The following is a 19,118-nucleotide window of genomic DNA, read 5'->3' as shown; positions in this document are numbered from 1 at the left end:
TGGTCACCGCCGGGGCGTTCCCATCCGTGCGCGCTCGTGCGGATACTGGAGGACTGCGACGCCGTGCCCTTCGGCGCCTCGCCCCCGGACGCCTGCCCCAGGCGCGCCGGGATGCCCTGGAGTCGAGCCGTCAGGAGCAGCTGTGAGCGATTCTCGTGGACCCTCGCGTCCGTCGTCCGGATCCGGACGCGACGGCGGTTCCGGCACCGGCCGGTCCCGCGGCGCCGGCGACGGCGCCTCCTCGGCGCGCAAGCAGTTCCCGGGCGCCCAGGGCCGCAGCCGCACGAAGGGTGCGGGCGCGAGCAAGGGCGCGGGGAAGGCATCGGGCAGGAGCGCCGGTGCGGGCTCGGCCGCCGGCCGATCCGCGAACGAGGGCTCGCCCAAGGGCACCAGCCGCACCGCGCGCCGCGCCGGCGCCGCCGGGGCTGGCGCCGCGGGCGCGAGCGGCGCAGCGAAGAGCGGGACCGCGAAGAACGGCGCCGCGAAGAGCGGGACCGCGAAGCGCGGCACCTCGGCGGCGGCCGGCTCGGGCCGCGGGGGTCGCGGAGGACGCGGGGGTCGTGGTCCGGCCAAGCGCACCGGTCTGGCCGCCGCGCTGAACTACCCGCGCGCCGGCACGAAGGGTCCGCTGCGCTGGTTCCCCTCGCTGCGCATGTTCGGCGGCGCCATCGCGCTGATCGTGCTGCTGGGCCTGGGCGGGGCCGTGTGGCTCTACAACTCGACCGACGTCCCCCAGGCCGACGACGTCGCCGTCGCGCAGACCACCCGCGTCTACTTCTCCGACGGCGAGACCGAGATGGGGCAGTTCTCCGAGGTCAACCGCACGATCCTGAGCAACGACGAGATACCGCAGACCGTGAAGGACGCGGTCGTCGCGAGCGAGGACTCCACCTTCTACGAGAATCGCGGCGTGTCCCCGAAGGGCATCGTGCGCGCGCTCTGGAACAACCTGAAGGGCGGCTCCCGGCAGGGCGGATCGACCATCACCCAGCAGTACGTGGAGCGGTACTACACGGGCACCACCACCTCCTACACCGGCAAGGTGAAGGAGATGATCATGGCGCTCAAGGCCGATCAGGAGCTCAGCAAGGACGAGATCCTCTCCCGCTACCTCAACACGATCTACTTCGGGCGCGGCGCCTACGGCATCCAGGCCGCCTCCCAGGCCTACTTCGGCAAGGATGCGAAGGACCTCGACGAGTCCGAGGCCGCCCTGCTGGTCGCCGTGATCCCTGCCCCGTCGGCCTACGATCCCGCGAACGACAAGGAGGCGTCGGCCAAGAAGTGGGACCGCGTGATCACGCGCGAGGTGAACCAGACCGGCACGCTCACCGAGGAGCAGGCCGACAAGCTCGAGTTCCCCGAGACCTCGGAGAACAAGCAGCAGAACTACCTCGAGGGCACCAACGGCTACCTGCTGATGATGGTGCGCAGCGAGCTCGAGCGCGAGGGCTTCACCGAGGAGGAGATCAACACCGGCGGGTACAAGATCGTCTCCACGGTCTCCAAGAAGGACCAGGACATCACCGTCGACACCATCGACGGTCTGAAGGACGAGGGCCGGCCCGACGCCAACCGCGTGGGCACGATGTCGATCGACCCCGATTCCGGTGCGATCACCGCGATGTACGGCGGCCCCGATTTCGTGAAGCAGTCGATCAACGACGCCACCCAGTCGCGCATGCAGGCCGGCTCGATCTTCAAGAGCTTCGCCCTGATCGCGGGCCTGGAGAACGGCTACGGCCTGAACTCGACCTGGGACGGCAACTCGCCGCGCACCTTCGGCGGCTGGACGGTGAACAACTTCGGCCACACCTCCTACGGCCCGATCACCCTCAAGCAGGCGACCACGAACTCGGTGAACACCGCCTACGCCGGGCTGAACGTCGCCATGGGGCCCGAGAAGACCCGCAAGGCCGCCGTGCAGCTCGGCATCCCCGAGAAGACCCCGGGTCTGAACGACGACGCCTCCAACGTGCTGGGCAGCGCCTCGCCGACGGTCCGCGAGATGGCCGAGGCGTACGCGACGATCGCCGCCAAGGGCGTCCATCACGAGTCCTACATCGTGGACTCGGTGTCCAACCCCGACGGCTCCGACGAGTACGAGCACAAGGACAGCTCGAAGCGCGTGCTCGACGAGAAGGTCGCGATCAACGCGACCGTGGCCCTGCAGGGCCCGCCGTCCACCGGCTCGGCCCGCAGCGTGGCCGGCGTGATGGGCGGTCGTCCCGTCGCCGGCAAGACCGGCACCTCCGAGAAGTTCAAGTCGGCCTGGTTCGTCGGCTTCACCCCGCAGATGGTGACCGCGGTGGGCATGTTCCAGCCTTCCGAGGACGGCAAGAGCGAGGAGCAGCTCACGCCGTTCGGCGGCGTCTCCAGCATGACCGGCGGCTCATGGCCCGCGACGATCTGGGGCCGCATCATGTCCCAGACCCTCGAGGGCGAGCCCATCGAGCAGTTCGACGGCGAGGTCGTCCTGGACAACCAGAAGTCCTCCGCGGGCAACGCCACCAAGGCGCCCACCACGCAGGCCCCGCAGACGAAGGCCCCGACCACCACGCAGGCACCCACCACGGAGGAGCCCAGCAAGGAGCCGTCCGAGGAGCCCAGCGACGAGGAGTCCTCGAAGACCGAGAAGCCGACCGAGGAGGAGTCCTCGAAGTCCGAGAAGCCCACCGAGGAGGAGTCCTCGAAGACCGAGAAGCCCACGGACAAGGAGTCCGACAAGGATGACTCGGACAAGGGCAAGGACGACTCGAAGGACTCCGACGAGGACAAGGGCGGGGACTCCGACAAGGACACGGGCGACTCGAAGGACTCCGGCGACAAGAGCGGGGACTCCGGGGACGACAAGAGTTCGGGCGACAAGAGCACGGGCGACTCGGGCAAGAGCTCGGGCGACAAGAAGACGGGCTCCGGCTCGAAGGACACGAAGAAGGCCACCGAGGACGACGGCGAGTGAGCCGAGGGGCGTGAGGGCCCGGAGCCCGTCGGCCCGTCCCTGTGATCCCCCGCGCACGCCGTGCGCCGGCCTGGCGGGCCCGCGCACGCCCGGGTAGTCTTGGCTGGTCTGTGCCGCGATCCGAGCGGTCCGGACGGCATGGAACCCTCCTGCCACGGAAGTCCCGTGGCCGCTGAGACCACAGGAGGTGGGTACTCGAACATGCGCAAGTACGAGATGGTCGTCATCCTCGACCCTTCGATCGACGAGCGGACCGTCGGCACCACTTTTGAGAAGCTCGTGCAGGTCATCCCTGCCGAAGGCGGAACCATCGACGAGGTGGACGTCTGGGGCAAGCGGAAGTTCGCCTACGAAATTCAGAAGAAGTCCGAGGGCCTGTACGTCGTCCTGTCCTTCACCGCGAAGTCGGAGACCGCCAAGGAGCTCGACCGCCAGCTCGGACTCAACGAGTCCGTCCTGCGCACGAAGCTCATGCGTCTCGACGCGAAGTGATCCGCGAGAGCTGACCGGCCCGTCGGCCGCGGAATCCTCGGACCCCGCAGAGGGGCCCCGGGCCCGCAGCCGCATGACGGAGCCGACGTCGGCTCGCCGCACCCACCCCCGCACGAGAGCACCCGGAGATCAGGAGCAGAGCATGGCCAATGACACGATCATCACGGTGGTCGGGAACCTGACGGCCGATCCCGAGCTGCGCTTCACGCAGTCCGGCGTCGCCGTGGCCTCCTTCACCATCGCCTCCACCCCCCGCACGTTCAACCGCCAGTCGAACCAGTGGGAGGACGGCGAGGCCCTGTTCCTGCGCTGCTCGCTGTGGCGCGACGCCGCCGAGAACGCGGCGGAGTCCCTCGAGAAGGGCACCCGCGTGGTCGCGCAGGGCCGCCTCAAGCAGCGCTCCTTCACCGACCGTGAGGGCAACAACCGCACCTCGATCGAGCTGGACGTCGACGAGATCGGCCCGTCCCTGCGCTACGCCACCGCGAAGGCCAACAAGGTCCAGCGCGGCGGCGGCGGAGGCTTCAACGGCGGCGGTCAGCGCGGCGGCCAGGGCGGCCAGGGCAACCAGGGCGGCGGCTTCGGCGGCCCCCAGGGCGGCCAGGGCGGCGGCTTCTCCGGAGGCGGCCAGGGCGGCTACGGCGGGAACCAGGGCGGCGGCGCCGACCAGGATCCGTGGGCCGGCGGCAACCAGGGCGGGTACGACGACCCGCCGTTCTGATCCCGAGGGATCCGCGCTGATCACCTGCGGGTGAGAGGCGAACCGGACCGAGGGGCCGGACGGACGGAGCGCGTCCCCGACCACGGCAGGGCGAATCCCCTGCTCACACACCATTCACCCATCCCGGGGAGACCCGGGCTCCGCACCAAGGAACAAGGAGCACCACGATGGCCAAGCCTGTTCTTCGCAAGCCGAAGAAGAAGCAGAACCCGCTGAAGGCCGCGGGCGTCGAGTCGATCGACTACAAGGACGCAGCCCTGCTGCGCAAGTTCATCTCCGACCGCGGCAAGATCCGCGCGCGTCGGGTCACCGGCGTGTCCGTGCAGGAGCAGCGCAAGATCGCGAAGGCCGTGAAGAACGCCCGCGAGATCGCCCTGCTGCCCTACTCGACCTCCGGTCGCTGAGCGAGGAAGGCACACACATGACCACCAAGCTCATCCTCACCAACGAGGTCACCGGCCTCGGCACCGCGGGCGACGTCGTCGACGTCAAGGACGGCTACGCGCGCAACTTCCTGCTGCCGCGCAAGCTCGCCACCCCGTGGACCGACGGCGGCCAGCGCCAGCTCGACCAGATCCGCTCCGCGCGCAGCAAGCGCGCCGTGGCGAGCCTGGAGGAGGCGCAGTCGCTCAAGGCCGTGCTCGAGTCGAAGCCCGTCGTCGTCTCCGAGCGCGCCGGCACCAACGGCCGTCTCTTCGGCGCCGTGACCTCCAAGGAGGTCGCCGACGCCGTGAAGACCGCGTTCGACCGCGACATCGACCGCCGCTCCGTCGAGTTCACGACTCCCATCAAGTCGCTCGGCGAGTACAAGGCGACCGTGCGTCTGCACGAGGACGTCTTCGCGAACCTGGTCGTCCAGGCCGTCGCCGCCAAGGGCGCCGCGAAGTGATCCCCTCCGCCGCGGGCTGAGCCCCGGCGAGCGAAGCGCCCCGTCCCCGAGCATTCGGGGGCGGGGCGCTTCCGTGTTGTGGTGGGTGGTGGGCATGGGCACGGGCATGCCGTGGTTGGGCGGTGCGGGGGTGCCGTTGGGCGGGCAGATCGGGCCGGCTGTGTCACCGAAGGGCCCATAGGGGACACTCGCGCAACATGCGGCATGGATGTCGCACCAGGGCCCTTCCATGACGACTCCCGCTCCGCGCGCCGCTGTGACCTTGAGGCCCCGAGTCCGTGGCGGGCCCGATGGGCGAAGAAGACCCACTACTCTCGTGCGGATGAACTCCTACTCTTCCTCGTCGCCGTCCTCCCGGGCGTCGGACCGCGCGGACTCCGGGGCCGCATCCTCCCCGTCGGCCCCCGCTGAGTCGGCCGGGCAGACGCCTCCGGCCCCGTCGGCCGAGCAGACGTCCCCCGCCCCCCGCGCCCCCGGCGGCGCCCCGGCCCCCCAGCTCGCCCGCTCGCTGGGCCACGGCCAGATCGCCATGATCGCCATGGGATCGGCGCTGGGCACCGGCCTGTTCCTCGGCTCGGGCGAGGCCATCGGCTACGCCGGCCCGGCCGTCATCATCGCCTTCGCCGTGGGCTCGCTGATCGCCGCGACTATCGCGCTGGCGATGGGCGAGATGGCCTCCCGCCACCCGGTGCGCGGCGGCTTCGGCACGCTCGCCGCCCACTACCTCACCCCGTACTGGGGGTACCTCAGCCGCTGGCTCTACTGGATCGTGACGGTCGCCGTGACCGCGACCGAGCTCGTGGCCTGCGCGCTCTACCTCGCCTACTGGTTCCCGGCGATCCCCGTGCCCGTCGGCATCGTGCTGTTCGCCGCGGTCATCCTGGCCATCAACCTCACCACCGTCGGCTCCTTCGGTGCGGTCGAGTTCGTGCTCTCGAGCATCAAGGTGATCGCGGTCGTGGTGTTCATGCTGGTCGGCCTGTTCCTGGTGTTCCTGGGCACGGGTGCGCATCCCGCGCCGGGGCTGACCGGGCTGACGGCCGACGGCGGCTTCGCCCCCAACGGCTGGGCGGCGGTCTGGATCGCGCTCAGCGTGGTGATGTTCAGCTTCGGCGGCATCGAGCTGCTGTCGATCACCGCGGCAGAGGCCAAGGAGCCCGCACGCTCGATCCGCACTGCGGCTCGCACCACGATCGTGCGCCTGGCCCTGTTCTACGTGGTGAGCATCGGGATCGTCGTGGCGCTGGTGCCGTGGAGGCAGGCCTCGGCGACGGGCGAGGCCGTGGAGACGTCCCCGTTCGTCACCGTCTTCGACTCGATCGGTGTGCCCGCCGCCGCGAGCATCACGAACCTGCTGGTGCTGATCGCGGCCCTCAGCGCCGCCAACGCGAACCTGTATGCGGGAAGCCGCATCATGCACTCCCTCGCGGAGGACCGTCTGGCCCCGCAGGTGTTCGCGCGCGTCACGCGGAGGCGGGTGCCCGCGCCCGCGATCGCCGTGAGCTGCGTGGGGATCCTCGCGGCCGCCGTGCTGCAGATGAGCGGCGTCGCCGCCTTCGGCTACCTCATGAGCGTCGTGGTGTTCGCGGTGCTGCTGGTGTGGATGCTGATCCTGGTGACCTACCTGCGCTTCCGCGCCCGTCGCATCGAGGGCGCGACCTTCCGGATGCCCGGCGGACGCGTCTCCGCGACCATCGGGATCGTCGGCCTGCTCGCGGTGTTCGCGACCGTGGTGGTGCGCGCGGAGATGACCCTCGCGGCGGTCGTGGGCATCATCGCCGTCGCGATCGCGACGGTGCTGTACGTGACGGTGGTGCGTCGGCGCATCGACCCCGCCCACATCGACGACGCCTTCACCGAGGCGGAGCTCGTGCGCGAGCGCCAGGCCGGATCCTCCCGCTGACGTGCGCGCCGGCGTCCCGGTGCCGGAGTGGTGTTGCGCACCCCACGGTCGGCGGGGTTTGGGCGAGCGCCTGCGTACGAGTAGTCTGAGGACACTTCGGTCTCGGTGAGCTGCGACTCCTGGTGCCGAAGACACGCGCGAGTGGCGGAATTGGTAGACGCGCACGGTTCAGGTCCGTGTGCTCGAGAGGGCGTGGGGGTTCGAGTCCCCCCTCGCGCACGTGAGGCGAAGGCCCCCGGGAGAGATCCCGGGGGCCTTCTCCGTTGCCGGGAGCGGGCGCACCGCGCGGGGTCCGGCGGAGTCGCCCTCGGCGGCGACGCCGCCTGATCCGCGGCACAGGGGCTGGCGCCGTGACCGGAGCGTGATGTTAGCGTGGTCACACATCTGCATTCCCCGGCAGTGGAGCCTCCTCACCGTCCCCGGCGCACAGCCCGTCGGACAGTCGGCTCCCGTGACCCACGGAGGTACCCGTGAACTCACTGTCCAATGTCGACTGGGCGGGACTGGGACTGAAGGTCCTGGCCGCCATCGTCGTCCTCATCATCACCGCGATCCTCGCCGCCGTCCTCAAGAGCGCGGCCTCGAAGCTCGCGCAGAAGGTGCCGGCGCTGCGGCGCATCGGTCAGGACGGAGCGTCCCTCGGCAACGCCGTGGGCACGATCCTCTCGATGGTGATCTGGCTTCTGGGCCTCGTGATCGTGCTGGGGATCTTCCAGCTGAACCAGGTCCTCACGCCCGTCACCTCGATGCTCGAGCAGGGCCTCGGGTTCCTGCCCAACATCATCGGTGCCGTCTTCGTGTTCGTGATCGGCCTGGTCATCGCCAAGATCGTGCGAGCACTCATCACCACCGCCCTGCACGCCGTCGATTTCGGCAAGCTCCTGGGCACCGCCCAGTCCGGCATCCAGAAGGCCACCGGCGGAGCGATGGGGGATCAGCGAGGGACGCAGGGCGCCGCCTCCGCGCAGGGCGCTGCCTCGGCGCAGGGTCAGGCCCAGCAGGCCCAGCAGGCACAGCCGCAGCAGGGCCAGCCCGGCCAGGGCGGCGCGAAGCCCGGCTCGAACATCCCCGAGATCATCGCCTCGGTCGTGTTCGCGCTGATCATGATCGTGGTGTCGATCGCCTCGCTGCAGATCCTCGGGATCGCCTCGATCTCCGACCCCGCCGCCGCGATGCTCACCACCGTGTTCACGGCGATCCCGAACATCATCGCCGCGGTCGCCCTGGTGGGCATCGGCGTGCTCATCGCCCGCTTCGTCACCGGGCTGTTCCGTCCGATCCTCGAATCCACCGGGATCGACGACTGGCTGCAGAAGAACGACGTGATCTCGGAGGGCTCCTCGGCGACGCCCACCGTGCTGCGGATCATCGAGATCGCCGTGGTCCTGTTCTTCGCCGTGATGGCGGCGCAGGTGCTGGGCTTCCCGCAGATCACCGAGATCCTCAGCCAGATCCTGGACCTCGGCGGCAGCGTCCTGTTCGGCGCGGTCATCATCGCCGCCGGCTTCTTCATCGCCTCCGTGGTCTCCAAGCTCGTCTCGGGCACGGCGTCCACGGTCATCAAGTGGGCGATCATCATCCTGTTCGCGGCCATGGGACTGCAGTCCATGGGCGTGGCCGACCGGATCATCGAGATCGCCTTCGGCTCGCTGGTGATCGGCCTCGCGGCCGCCGCCGTGCTCGCCTTCGGACTGGGCGGCCGGGATGCGGCCGCCCGCCAGCTCGAGAAGATCGAGGAGAACACGGGGAAGGCGGGGACGTCCCCGAAGGCGTCCGCGACCTCCGGCTCGACCGGTTCCTCCGGTCCCGGGTCCACCGGTCCCGCCTCGGCTCCCTCCACGGAGGGACCGCAGGCCTGACCCCGGCTCCACCACAGCTCCCACCGAGCTCGGATCGACGGGGCGCTCCGCTGCGGCGGGGCGCCCCGTCGCCGTGCGGGGCGAGCAGCGCCGAGCCGCCCGAGCTGCCGGGGCCGCTCGAGCTGCCGGGGCCGCTCGAGCTGCCCATTCCCCCGGGCGGCTTGTCACACTGGGGGCATGCCGTCCCTCCCTCTGCAGCCCACACCGCCGTCCCGCTCCGGGGCAGACGACTCCGCCGTCGGCCCCGCGGATCCACCCGGCCCCACGGGTCCGGCCGTCCCCGCGGATCTCCCCGGACCTGCCGAGAACCTCTGGCGCGCGGCGGTGCGCCGCGATCCGGAGCACGCCCGCCGCTACGCCGAGCGGTGGAGGCGGATCGCCTCCGAGGGCGCGGACATCCTGGGCGAGGCGCGACTGATCGACGCGATGGCGCCGCGCCGCGCACGCATCCTCGACGCCGGCTGCGGCACGGGTCGGCTTGCCGCCCACCTGCTGCCCGCGGGCCACACGGTCGTGGGCGTCGACCTCGATCCCGAGCTGGTCGCCGTGGCCCGCGAGGATCATCCGCAGGCGCGCTGGGAGGTCCAGAACCTCGCCGAGCTCGACCTGCGCGATCCGGGCGAGGAGAGCACGGCGAGCACGGAGCGCTCCGGAGACGGGGAGCGACTCCTCTTCGACCTCGAGGTGAGCGCGGGCAACGTGCTCGCCTTCCTCTCGGCCTCCGAGCGTCGGCCCGCTCTCGAGCACCTCGGCGCGCACCTCGCCCCCGAGGGCCGGCTGGTGGTCGGCTTCGGCGCGGGACGCGGGTACGGCTTCGAGGACTTCGCGGCGGACGCAGGGGCCGTCGACCTCGTTCTCCAGCAGCGCTTCTCGAGCTGGGACCTGCGCCCCGCCGACGACGACTTCCTGGTCGCGATCCTCGCGCGGGCCTGAGCGGCGACCGACGACCCGCGGCCGGGCCTCGGATCCGGCGGGCGCGTTCAGCCGAGCCCGAACACGCCTGCCACGAGGTTCACGGCCGCGCCGAGGATGACCAGGCCGAACACGAACGAGACCAGCCCGTGGCGCAGCACGATCTTGCGCATGCCGCGGTCCACGGCACCGGTGTCGGTGACGCCGTAGGTCATGCCCACCGCGTACGCGACGTAGAGGAAGTCGGAGTAGGCGGGCGGCTGGTCGTCGCCGAAATCGAGGCCGCCGCGCGTCGCGTAGTAGCGGTGGGCGTAGTGCACGGCGTAGGTCTGGTGCACGCAGGCCCAGGCGCCGAACACGCCCACCAGCGTGATGACGGCGCCCAGCGTCGAGGCGCCGCCGGGGCCCGCCGCGCCCAGGTGCAGGGCGACCACCGTGATGACCGCGAGGGCGGAGGCGCCAGCGGTCAGGGCCTCGTCGGCCGAGGGACGCAGGTCCTCCCGGCCCACGCTGCGCCGGGTCTGCTCCGCGTCCATCGGCCACAGCGAGAGCCACGAGCTGACCAGGAAGACCGTTTCTCCCGCGGTGATCGCGATCATCGTCGCGTGGACGCGGTCGACCGCGAGCCAGAGCAGGATCCCCAGGACCGCCCCCACCACCACGGCCAGCAGCAGACGCAGGCGCGTCGAGTCCTTCAGCCGTGTCATCAGAAGTCCATCGCGTGGGGCACGCTGCGGCCGCTCACGCGCTGCAGGTGGAAGCGGCGCGCCAGGCGGATCACCGGTCGGATCGTCATCTGGACCGAGCCGATGAGGAACAGCACCGTCCCCGCCGTCATCATCGAGGCGAAGAAGAAGAAAATGGACCCGACGATGAACCAGATGCCGATGAGCACGTCGTTCGCGATGCTCGCGGCCTCGTAGCGCTGGCTGAGGATGAGCTCATGGTGGCCGATGCGCACGTCCAGATCGGAGTCCTCGCGGTGCGCGCGGGCATGCTCGAGGTGCTGGGCCTGCCCGGACTGCGGGGCATGCTGAGAGCGATCTGGCCGATCGGGCCGATCGGGCCGATCCGGCCGATCTGGCCGATCGGGCTGCTCGGCGTGCGTGCCGTGGGCGGTGTCGTTCTGCATGGCGGGACCCGGCCCTCCTCGGATCGATGGCCGACGGCGCGACGTCGCCGACGGTGCGGCGTGCTGCGACGCTAGCAGAGGGGCTGCGAGGTGCCGGTCGACGCGTCCTGCGGCTCCTCACCGGCCGGGGCGAAGCGCCGGGAGGGGGCCGCGCGGAGGATCGTGCCTCCTGCGGGCGATGCGAAGTGGGTGCCCAGGACGAGGGTTCCCCGCTCCGCGCACGCCTCGAGGAGATCGCGTCGGGTGCTCCGGGCCGCGGCAGGATCGATGTCGACGCACGAGCCGATGTCCGGATGGGCGATCTGGACGGGATGGTGGATGCAGTCGCCCGTGATCAGGACCGACGGCAGGTCGCGGTCTCCGAGCGCGACCGATACGTGGCCCGGCGTGTGGCCCGGCGAGGGCACGAGGCGGAGCCCGGGGAGGATCTCCGCCCCACCCGCCGGGACGTCGACGAGATCGAGCAGGCCGGCGTGCTCCACGGGCAGGACGGAGTCGCGGAACATCTGCTCGCGCGCCTCGTCCATGGCGTATCCCTCCCAGAACTCCCTCTCGAGACGGGAGGTCAGGTAGCGGGCGCGGGGGAATGTCGGCGTCCATCGTCCGTCGGCCCACCGGGTGTTCCAGCCGACGTGGTCGGCGTGCAGGTGCGTGAGGATGACGAGGTCCACGGACTCGGGCTCGAAGCCCGCCTCCGCGAGGCGCTGCGGATAGGGAGTGCTCAGGTCGTTCCATGCGGGATTCGCGCGCTGCTTGCCGTTGCCGATGCCGGTGTCCACCAGGACGCGCTTCCCGCCGATCCGGAGGGCGAACGTGCGGCTGGCGATGCGCAGCGCACCGTCCGGGTCCGCGTAGTCGGGGCGCAGCCACGGCGTCGCCGCGACGAGGTCCTCGGTCGCATCCGGCAGCAGCCAGGCTCCCGTGCTCGAGGGCAGGGTGGTCTCGTGGATGCTGTGGACGGTGATGTCACCGGCGTGCCAGGCCATGGGCCTCCTCGGATCCGGGTGCACGGGGCGTGCTGTGGGAACCGTAGTCCTCGCAGCGCATGCGTGCACGCCCCCGGCCGCGGAGGGTGGCCGCGGCGTCGGCGCGGCGCTACGCTCACTGGCGCCACGCGCCCCACTCCGGGCGCACCGTCGAAGAAGGCGCCATGGTCGACCGCACGGTCCGCTGGTTCCAGGACATCTCACGAGAGGACGTCGCGGAGGTGGGCGGCAAGGCCGCGAACCTCGGCGAGCTGACGCGGGCGGGCATCCCCGTGCCGCCGGGCTTCGTGCTCACCACCGACGCCTACCGACGGTTCGTCGAGACCGCGGGCATCCGGGGACGGCTGCTCGAGGCCGTCCGCGGCCTCGACCCCGAGGACACCGAGGCCGCCGATCGGGCGAGCGCGGACGTCGGCGCGCTGTTCGCGGGCGTCGAGATCCCCGACGACCTGCGCCGGGACCTGCTGTCGGCGCGCGCCGAGCTCGGCAGGACGCCCGTCGCGGTGCGCTCGTCGGCCACCGCGGAGGACCTCGAGGACGCGAGCTTCGCCGGACAGCAGGAGACGTATCTGCACGTGGACGGGGACGATGCGCTGCTGCGGGCCGTCCGCGACTGCTGGGCCTCCCTGTGGTCCGCCCGGGCGCTCGCCTACCGCGCGCACCGCGGCATCGACCCGGCCGAGATGGCGCTCGCCGTGGTCGTCCAGGAGATGGTCCCGGCCGACTCCGCGGGCGTCATGTTCACGGCGAACCCGCAGAACGGCCGACGCTCCGAGACGCTCATCAGCGCCGCCTGGGGCCTCGGCGAGGCCGTCGTCTCCGGGCAGGTCGACACCGACGACCTCGTCATCGACACCCTGCGCCGCCGCGTCGCCTCCCGCTCCACGGCCGACAAGAAGGTGATGGTGGTCCCGGCGGCCGGCACCGGCAGGCCCAGCGGGGCCGACGGCACCGGCTCCGACCGCACCGGCTCCGGCGGCACCGGCTCCGACGAAGGCACCCGCACGGTTCCCGTCGGCCCCGCCGAGCGGCGCGCCCCCGTGCTCGACGACGCCGCCGCGCTCGACCTCGCCGCCTGGGGTGCACGGATCACCGACCACTACGGCGCCCCGCAGGACGTGGAGTGGGCGCGCGCGGGCACCGGTTTCGTCATCACCCAGGCGCGGCCCATCATCGGCCTCCCGGCACCGGCCGGACCCGCCCCGACGTCGTGGCCCGTGCCCCGTCGCCGCGCCGGCTACTTCCGCGCGAGCATCGTCGAGCAGATGCCCGATCCGCTGACGCCGCTCTTCGCCGACCTCACGGCCTCCCACGTCATCGAGCAGATGATCGCGACCGTGAGGGACGCGAGCGGCAGCAGCGTCTTCCGCGAGAAGGGCGTCGAGTTCACGACCATCAACGGCTACGCGTACTACGGCTACACGAACGCCGCCATGGTCGGGATGACGGCCCGCTCGGGGCTGCTCGTGCCCCGCCTGCTGCGAGGCGGCGTGGGCGGGCCGCGCTACTGGCGCACGACGGCGCTGCCCCGGTACCGGCGGATCGTCGAGGAGGAGTCGCGGACGGGTGTCGGAGCGGCCGACGCCGCTGCGCTGCTGGCCAGTGCGGAGCACCTGGTCGCGGCCGGATTCGCCTACTACACCGCAGTGCAGACGGTGATCCCGCCCGTGGTGATCGCCGAGTCCGCGTTCACCGCGTTCTGCCGGCGCGTCGCCCGGCCCGGCGACCCCCGCCCGGAGACCCTCGTGTTCGGCTTCGAGAGCGAGCCGATCCGCGCCGAGCAGTCCCTGTTCGACCTGGCCGCGTGGGCGCGCGGGCACGAGGGCCTCGCGCCCGCGCTCGAGGCCTCCGACGTGGTCCCCGAGCAGTGCCCGGAGGGTGTCGACGAGGAGGCGTGGACGCAGTGGCGCGAGCGTTTCGCCGCCCACCTGGACGCGCACGGCCACGCCACCTACACCCTGGACCTCGCTCAGCCCGTCGCCGCCGACTCCCCCGAGCTGCTGTGGGACGTGCTGCGGATGTACCTGCGCGGGGAGGGGACGGATCCACGCGAGCGCCGCGAGAAGGCGGCGCGGGCCAGAGAAGAGGGCGCCGCACGGATCTCCGCCCACCTCTCCTCACCGCTGCGCAGGGTGTTCGCGCGCCTGCTGCGCCGCGCCCAGGAGCTCGCGCCCGCCCGCGAGGACGCGCTCGCCGGCATCGGCCTGGGCTGGCCCGCGGCACGGCGCGCTCTGCGGGAGATCGGCCGCCGCCTCGTCGCAGCGGGCGTGATCGCGCAGGCGGACGACGTGTTCTGGCTGCGCCGGGACGAGCTGCTCGACCTCGCTCATGCGCTCGACGGCGGAGCGCAGTCCCTGCCCACACGGGCGGGGATCATCGAGGACCGCCGGGTGACCTGGCGCGGCCAGAAGCTCGCGACGCCCCCGCAGCTGCTGCCCGAGCGCTCCATCTGGCACGGCTTCGACCGCTGGATGCCGTCGGTCGGCCAGGGCGGGGGCGGGGGTGACGGCGTTGGCGACGGCGGTGCGGAAGGTCTCGTGCTCACCGGGATCGGCGGCAGCGGCGGCACGGTCACCGCATCCGTCCATGTCCTCTACGGGCCCGACGAGTTCCGCGACTTCCGTCCCGGCGAGATCCTGGTCGCCGCGATCACCACCCCGGCGTGGACGCCGCTGTTCGCCATGGCCGCGGGCGTGATCACCGACGTCGGCGGACCCCTCAGCCACAGCTCCATCGTCGCCCGCGAGTACGGCATCCCCGCCGTGCTCGGCACCGGCACGGCCACCCGCCGCCTGCGCACGGGCCAGCGGGTCACGATCGACGGGAATGCGGGGACGGTGCGGGCGACGGGGGACGCGTAGGAGGAAGCCCCGTCGCCGAGGACGTCTCCGTCGAGCATCCGTGATAGCCGGTCGTGATGCTCCGTGCGGGCCGTGTGAGGGCCCGTGCATGCGATGAGTGCTGCGCAATCGTCGTTCTGATCGCTCAGAACGACGATTGCGCAGCACTCACGGTCTGTCGGCCGACCCGGATGCGCAGCACTCACGGTGTGTCGGCCGACCCGGAGAGGTCCGAGGTGGTGGCCGACGGGTCGGACCGAGCGCCGGGCCGACGGGCGGCCCCCGCCGACGGGCGGCCTCCACCGACGGGCGGGGTTCAGGCCTCCGAGCGGGCGGCGCGGGCGCGGGCGCGGCGGGCGACGGCGGAGAGTCCGCCGGCGAGGACCGCGACCAGGGCCGCGAGCGCGACCACCGCGAGCACGAGGCCCACGAAGAAGTCGTTCGTGGTGCCGGCCGACCAGTCGGCCCCGCGCTTCTGGGTGTCGGTGAGGAACGGCGCGAGCATCATCCACAGGCCGCTCAGGGTGAGCAGGCCCAGGATGCCCATGCCGACCTTGTCGAGCACGCTGATGGGCTCGGCCTTCACGGCGGAGACGGACTCGGCGCTGTCGGCCGAGGTGGTCGAGCCGGTCGAGCCGGTCGAGCCGGCGGAACCAGCCGCGTCGGCGGTCCGGGGTGCGGCCTGCGATGCGGTGGGCTGGGCGTGCGAGCCCGTGCCGGCGGGGGCGGTGTGCGAGATCTGGGTCATCAGGATTCTCCTTGGGGCGAGAATGCGCTGGCTGCGTGCGCGGGATGCGCGCGCCGGAGCGCTGGATACGGGGGAGCGCTCAGCGCTCGGCGGGGACGGCGGCCTGGGCACCGGTGTCGGTGCCGACGGCGGCGCGGCCGTACTCGCGGTGGTGCGGCGTCTCCGCGGCGGTGGAGGCGGTGTGCTCCTCGCGCTCGATGTCGCGGGCGAGGGCCGCGATCAGCGGCTCGAGCATCGCATCCATCTCGCGGGAGCGCTCCGAGGCGGGGGCCGCCTGGGCGCCCTGCTGCGGGTACGCCTGCTGTGCGTACGCCTGCTGTGCGTAGGGCTGCTGGCCGTACTGCTGCTGGCCGTACTGCTGGGCGGGATCCTGCTGCCCGTACTGCGCCTGCTGGGGCGCGGGGCGCGGGGTGACGAACCCGGCCTGGACCATGTGCTTGCTGAGTGCGGCCGCGAAAACGATCACGCCGATCAGGCCGACGAGGGCCAGCGGGAGGCCGGTCCAGACGTCGGTGAGGGTCGCGTCGGTCCAGTCGGCGTCCTTCTTCTGGAAGCCCAGGGCGAAGGGGGAGAGCACGAGCCAGAGCCCGGCCATCATGGCGAGGAGCGAGGCGATCGCTCCGATCAGTCGACGAGTCATCAGATCTGTCCTTTCGGGGGCCGTCCCGGACGGGACGGCGAGGTGTGTCGGGGGCCGCTCAGGACTGGGCGGCGAGGTGCGGGGACATGAGGGGCGCGCTGCCGTCGGCCCGGTGGGGGTCGTGGCTCTCGTGCCCGTGCCCGTGCTCGCGCTCGGGGTCGGCCGCATCGGTGCCTTCGAGATCGGCGGCGTGCGGCGCGCGGTGGCGACCCCGGGAGGGGTCGGCGGCGTCGACGTCGGCCCCGGCCCCGCGCAGCAGGGCGATGGCCGCCGGCGTGACCAGCGAGCGCACGGCGAAGTCGGCGCGCTCGGCGGTGCTGCCGGGTCGGTCCCCGGCGAGGTGGGCGAGGGCCCGCGTGAGCTCGGAGTCCTCGTCGGCGCGATGGGCGCGCTGGATGACGAGGGAGAGCACGAGGCCCAGCCGCAGATCGTCCTCGCGCTCGGTGCGGGACGCGAGCGCGGCGCCGCCGGCCGGGAGGCCGTTCGTCGGCGCACCGGTCGCGAGGAACCCGGTGCCGGGTGCGCTCGCCGCACCGGCCTCGCCCTCGGTCATCCCGGAGGCGCCCACGGTCGTGGCCAGCGGGACCTCCTTGATGAAGAAGACGATCACGAAGGCGACGCCGAGCAGCGGCACCAGCCACAGGAAGATCGGCGTGAGGGCGTCGGTGTAGGCGCCCACCACGATGTCCTGGATCTGCTGGGGCAGCTTGTCCACGACGGCCGGCGTCAGGGAGTTGGTGTCCCCGCTGCCGCCCATCTGCTGGGCCGCCTGCGCGGGCATGCGCTCGCTGAGCAGGTCCGTCAGCCGGCTCGTGAACACCGAGCCCACGACGGCCGAGCCCAGGGAGGCGCCGATCTGCCGGAAGAAGTTGTTCGAGGCGGTCGCGGTGCCGACCTCGGCCGCGGGGAAGGTGTTCTGCACGATCAGCACGAGGTTCTGCATGCCGATGCCCAGGCCCGCGCCGAGCACGAACATGTGGGACATGATCACCCAGGTCGCGGTGTCGGTCGTCATGGTGGACAGCAGGAACACGCCGAGTGCGGCGACCAGCATCGAGAGGATCGGCGCCCACTTGTAGCGGCCGGTCCGCGAGACGATCTGGCCCGAGGCGATCGAGGTGATCAGCAGCCCGCCGACCATCGGCAGCAGCATCAGACCGGACTCCGTGGCGGAGACGCCGGTGGACATCTGCAGGTAGGTGGGCATGTAGCCGATCGCGCCGAACATCGCGATCGCGATCACCAGGGCGGCGATGGTGGTGAGCACGAAGTTGCGCTTGCGGAACAGGTGCAGCGGGATGATCGGCTCGGCGGCGTAGCGCTCGGCGAGCACGAACAGGGCGCCGAACACGGCTGTGGAGACGAAGAGCAGGATGATCTGCCAGGAGACCCACTCGTAGGTGTTGCCGCCCCACGAGGTCGCGAGGATCAGCGAGGTCACGGCGATCGCCATGGTGAGGATGCCGAACACGTCCAGGCGGGCGCGCTGCGACTTCTTGGGCAGCTTCAGGAAGAACACGGCGGCCAGGATCGCGATCGCGCCCAGCGGGATGTTCAGCCAGAAGCCCCAGCGCCAGCTGAGCGACTCGGTGAACCAGCCGCCCAGCAGCGGGCCCACCACGGAGGACAGCCCGAACACGGCGCCCATGACGCCCATGTACTTGCCGCGCTCACGGGCGGGGACGACGTCGGCGATGATCGCCTGGGCGAGCAGCATGAGGCCGCCGCCGCCGATGCCCTGGATGGCGCGGCCGGTGATCAGCACGCCCATGTTCCCGGCGACGGCGCCCACGAGGGAGCCGGCGACGAACACGGACAGCGCGAAGATCAGCAGGGGCTTGCGGCCGATGAGGTCACCGAGCTTGCCGTAGATCGGCATCATGATCGTCGAGGCCAGCAGGTACGCCGTGGTCACCCACAGCATCTGGTCGACGCCGTCGAGGTCGCCCACGATCGTGGGCAGGGCGGTGGAGAAGATGGTCTGGTCGAGTGCCGCGATGAACATCGCGATGAGAAGGCCCGCGAACAGCGGCACGAGTTTGGTGGACGGAGCCGTGCCGGAGGGCGCGCTCGGGGCGGCCGGCTGGCCGTGCGCTCCGTGCGCCGCGGGGGCGGCGGTCTGGGTGGCAGTCATAGCTCTGCTTCCTGGATGAGGGTCAGTGTGTCGAGGAGGGACTCGATGAGCTCGCGGTCATCGATGTCGGGGTTCCCGACGGAGGTCTGGATGGCGTAGCGGGCGATGCCCCACCACATGGCGACGATGAAGCCGGTCTGACGGGCGATGAGCGCGTCGACCGCGGGGCCGCCCGGGGCGCCGTCTCCTCCGGGCGGGGTGCCGGAGGCGCCGTAGCGCAGGCGGATCCTGCGGGCGACGAGCTCTTCGAGGTCGTGGTTCTTCGCGGCGACCTTGTCGGCGAGGGCCTTGGCGAGCGTGGCGTCGCTGCGGATCAGCTCGAGCCGGGATCGCCACATCGCGGGGTCCACGTCGCGCGGCTTCGTGGTCATCATCGCCAGGAGCATCCGGGCAAGATCCACGAGGATGCTTCCGGTGCCCTCGACGAAGCGGTCCTGGAGCCGGTCGGGGATCGGGCCCGGATCGCCGCCGATGACGACGACCTCCTTCGAGCCGAAGTAGTTGAAGAAGGTGCGGCGCGAGACCTCCGCGGACTCGCAGATCATCTCGACGGTCACATCGGCGAAGCCGTGCTCCAGCATGAGGTCGAAGGCCGCCCGCTGGATGCGGCCGCGCAGCTCCCGGCGCTTGCGCTCGCGCAGGCCCGGCCTCTTCGGGCCCGACGATGCGGCGCCCGACGCCGCGGCGCTCGACGGTGCAGCATCCGACGTCGCGGCGCTCGACGATGCAGCATCCGACGGCTCGGTGCTCGTCGAGGACGCGGTCTCGCGGCTGCCGGGGTTCAGGGTGTCTGCCGGGGACATCGCACCTCTCCTGGATCGTTTCGATGACGGCCGACGGGGCGCCGCGACTGTGCGCGGGCTGTCTGCCGACGACGAGATCCAGAGTATGCACCGAGTG

The 19,118-nt window shown here is 71.7% G+C and carries 16 protein-coding genes and 1 tRNA gene; 10 read left to right on the top strand and 7 right to left on the bottom strand.

Annotated features, from left to right (window positions below; all coding sequences use genetic code 11):
• Window positions 1–142 precede the first annotated feature (142 nt).
• The 9 genes from FHG10_RS14030 to FHG10_RS13990 all read left to right on the top strand — a co-directional run bounded on the left by FHG10_RS14030 (window position 143) and on the right by FHG10_RS13990 (window position 9,759).
• Window positions 143–2,962: a transglycosylase domain-containing protein gene (locus FHG10_RS14030; protein WP_152353952.1), complete on the top strand. Its 2,820-nt coding sequence runs from the start codon at window positions 143–145 to the stop codon at window positions 2,960–2,962.
• Between the two features lie 201 nt (window positions 2,963–3,163).
• Window positions 3,164–3,454 carry a 30S ribosomal protein S6 gene (gene rpsF / locus FHG10_RS14025; RefSeq protein ID WP_152354016.1) on the top strand — a complete coding sequence of 97 codons (291 nt, stop codon included), beginning with the start codon at window positions 3,164–3,166 and terminating at the stop codon, window positions 3,452–3,454.
• Between the two features lie 142 nt (window positions 3,455–3,596).
• Window positions 3,597–4,175 carry a single-stranded DNA-binding protein gene (locus tag FHG10_RS14020; RefSeq protein WP_152353951.1) on the top strand — a complete coding sequence of 193 codons (579 nt, stop codon included), beginning with the start codon at window positions 3,597–3,599 and terminating at the stop codon, window positions 4,173–4,175.
• A gap of 167 nt (window positions 4,176–4,342) precedes the next feature.
• The gene (gene rpsR / locus FHG10_RS14015) at window positions 4,343–4,579 is read left to right on the top strand and encodes a 30S ribosomal protein S18 (RefSeq protein WP_152353950.1); all 237 of its coding nucleotides are present in this window, start codon (window positions 4,343–4,345) and stop codon (window positions 4,577–4,579) included.
• A gap of 17 nt (window positions 4,580–4,596) precedes the next feature.
• Window positions 4,597–5,064, top strand: a complete 468-nt coding sequence (rplI, locus tag FHG10_RS14010) for a 50S ribosomal protein L9 (protein WP_152353949.1) — start codon at window positions 4,597–4,599, stop codon at window positions 5,062–5,064.
• 322 nt (window positions 5,065–5,386) lie between these two features.
• Complete coding sequence (locus FHG10_RS14005; RefSeq protein ID WP_227488263.1) at window positions 5,387–6,967, top strand: amino acid permease; 1,581 nt, start codon at window positions 5,387–5,389, stop codon at window positions 6,965–6,967.
• Between the two features lie 135 nt (window positions 6,968–7,102).
• A tRNA-Leu gene (locus tag FHG10_RS14000) sits at window positions 7,103–7,186 on the top strand.
• Between the two features lie 251 nt (window positions 7,187–7,437).
• A complete protein-coding gene (locus tag FHG10_RS13995; RefSeq protein WP_152353948.1) occupies window positions 7,438–8,826 on the top strand; it encodes a mechanosensitive ion channel in 1,389 nt (462 codons plus the stop codon).
• A gap of 177 nt (window positions 8,827–9,003) precedes the next feature.
• Window positions 9,004–9,759 carry a methyltransferase gene (locus FHG10_RS13990; RefSeq protein ID WP_152353947.1) on the top strand — a complete coding sequence of 252 codons (756 nt, stop codon included), beginning with the start codon at window positions 9,004–9,006 and terminating at the stop codon, window positions 9,757–9,759.
• Window positions 9,760–9,806: 47 nt separating this feature from the next.
• Here the strand turns inward: FHG10_RS13990 and FHG10_RS13985 are convergent, their stop codons facing one another.
• The 3 genes from FHG10_RS13985 to FHG10_RS13975 all read right to left on the bottom strand — a co-directional run bounded on the left by FHG10_RS13985 (window position 9,807) and on the right by FHG10_RS13975 (window position 11,856).
• Window positions 9,807–10,445, bottom strand: a complete 639-nt coding sequence (locus FHG10_RS13985) for a DUF1345 domain-containing protein (RefSeq protein WP_152353946.1) — start codon at window positions 10,443–10,445, stop codon at window positions 9,807–9,809.
• A complete protein-coding gene (locus FHG10_RS18470) occupies window positions 10,445–10,870 on the bottom strand; it encodes a YrhK family protein (RefSeq protein ID WP_152353945.1) in 426 nt (141 codons plus the stop codon). The genes FHG10_RS13985 and FHG10_RS18470 overlap by 1 nt, the downstream gene beginning before the upstream one ends.
• Window positions 10,871–10,941: 71 nt before the next feature.
• Window positions 10,942–11,856: an MBL fold metallo-hydrolase gene (locus tag FHG10_RS13975; protein ID WP_152353944.1), complete on the bottom strand. Its 915-nt coding sequence runs from the start codon at window positions 11,854–11,856 to the stop codon at window positions 10,942–10,944.
• Between the two features lie 164 nt (window positions 11,857–12,020).
• Here FHG10_RS13975 and FHG10_RS13970 point away from each other — a divergent pair, with 164 nt between their 5' ends.
• Complete coding sequence (locus tag FHG10_RS13970; protein ID WP_152353943.1) at window positions 12,021–14,717, top strand: PEP/pyruvate-binding domain-containing protein; 2,697 nt, start codon at window positions 12,021–12,023, stop codon at window positions 14,715–14,717.
• Window positions 14,718–15,012: 295 nt separating this feature from the next.
• On the opposite strand, the gene FHG10_RS13965 is transcribed toward FHG10_RS13970, so the two are convergent.
• From FHG10_RS13965 to FHG10_RS13950, 4 genes are all read right to left on the bottom strand, one after another.
• Complete coding sequence (locus FHG10_RS13965; protein WP_152353942.1) at window positions 15,013–15,444, bottom strand: hypothetical protein; 432 nt, start codon at window positions 15,442–15,444, stop codon at window positions 15,013–15,015.
• A gap of 79 nt (window positions 15,445–15,523) precedes the next feature.
• The gene (locus FHG10_RS13960; protein WP_152353941.1) at window positions 15,524–16,084 is read right to left on the bottom strand and encodes a hypothetical protein; all 561 of its coding nucleotides are present in this window, start codon (window positions 16,082–16,084) and stop codon (window positions 15,524–15,526) included.
• Window positions 16,085–16,142: 58 nt separating this feature from the next.
• Entirely contained in the window at window positions 16,143–18,218 is a 2,076-nt protein-coding gene (locus FHG10_RS13955) for an MDR family MFS transporter (RefSeq protein ID WP_152353940.1), read from the bottom strand.
• Window positions 18,215–19,021: a TetR/AcrR family transcriptional regulator gene (locus tag FHG10_RS13950; protein WP_193636327.1), complete on the bottom strand. Its 807-nt coding sequence runs from the start codon at window positions 19,019–19,021 to the stop codon at window positions 18,215–18,217. Before FHG10_RS13950 ends, FHG10_RS13955 begins: the two co-directional genes overlap by 4 nt.
• Between the last annotated feature and the right edge of the window lie 97 nt (window positions 19,022–19,118).

The organism is Brachybacterium subflavum (genome assembly GCF_009299795.1).
Classification (GTDB): Bacteria; Actinomycetota; Actinomycetes; order Actinomycetales; family Dermabacteraceae; genus Brachybacterium; species Brachybacterium subflavum.
The sequence above is the reverse complement of the archived record's forward strand: the minus strand, read 5'-3'. Positions and strand labels throughout refer to the sequence as shown.

What these genes read in the sequence shown, in the direction of transcription:
- rpsF (WP_152354016.1), top strand. Translation starts at nt 3,164, where the DNA reads ATGCGCAAGTACGAGATGGTCGTCATCCTCGACCCTTCGATCGACGAG.
- FHG10_RS14020 (WP_152353951.1), top strand. Translation starts at nt 3,597, where the DNA reads ATGGCCAATGACACGATCATCACGGTGGTCGGGAACCTGACGGCCGAT.
- rpsR (WP_152353950.1), top strand. Translation starts at nt 4,343, where the DNA reads ATGGCCAAGCCTGTTCTTCGCAAGCCGAAGAAGAAGCAGAACCCGCTG.
- rplI (WP_152353949.1), top strand. Translation starts at nt 4,597, where the DNA reads ATGACCACCAAGCTCATCCTCACCAACGAGGTCACCGGCCTCGGCACC.
- FHG10_RS14005 (WP_227488263.1), top strand. Translation starts at nt 5,387, where the DNA reads ATGAACTCCTACTCTTCCTCGTCGCCGTCCTCCCGGGCGTCGGACCGC.
- FHG10_RS13990 (WP_152353947.1), top strand. Translation starts at nt 9,004, where the DNA reads ATGCCGTCCCTCCCTCTGCAGCCCACACCGCCGTCCCGCTCCGGGGCA.
- FHG10_RS13985 (WP_152353946.1), bottom strand. Translation starts at nt 10,445, where the DNA reads ATGACACGGCTGAAGGACTCGACGCGCCTGCGTCTGCTGCTGGCCGTG.
- FHG10_RS18470 (WP_152353945.1), bottom strand. Translation starts at nt 10,870, where the DNA reads ATGCAGAACGACACCGCCCACGGCACGCACGCCGAGCAGCCCGATCGG.
- FHG10_RS13975 (WP_152353944.1), bottom strand. Translation starts at nt 11,856, where the DNA reads ATGGCCTGGCACGCCGGTGACATCACCGTCCACAGCATCCACGAGACC.
- FHG10_RS13970 (WP_152353943.1), top strand. Translation starts at nt 12,021, where the DNA reads ATGGTCGACCGCACGGTCCGCTGGTTCCAGGACATCTCACGAGAGGAC.
- FHG10_RS13965 (WP_152353942.1), bottom strand. Translation starts at nt 15,444, where the DNA reads ATGACCCAGATCTCGCACACCGCCCCCGCCGGCACGGGCTCGCACGCC.
- FHG10_RS13960 (WP_152353941.1), bottom strand. Translation starts at nt 16,084, where the DNA reads ATGACTCGTCGACTGATCGGAGCGATCGCCTCGCTCCTCGCCATGATG.
- FHG10_RS13955 (WP_152353940.1), bottom strand. Translation starts at nt 18,218, where the DNA reads ATGACTGCCACCCAGACCGCCGCCCCCGCGGCGCACGGAGCGCACGGC.
- FHG10_RS13950 (WP_193636327.1), bottom strand. Translation starts at nt 19,021, where the DNA reads ATGTCCCCGGCAGACACCCTGAACCCCGGCAGCCGCGAGACCGCGTCC.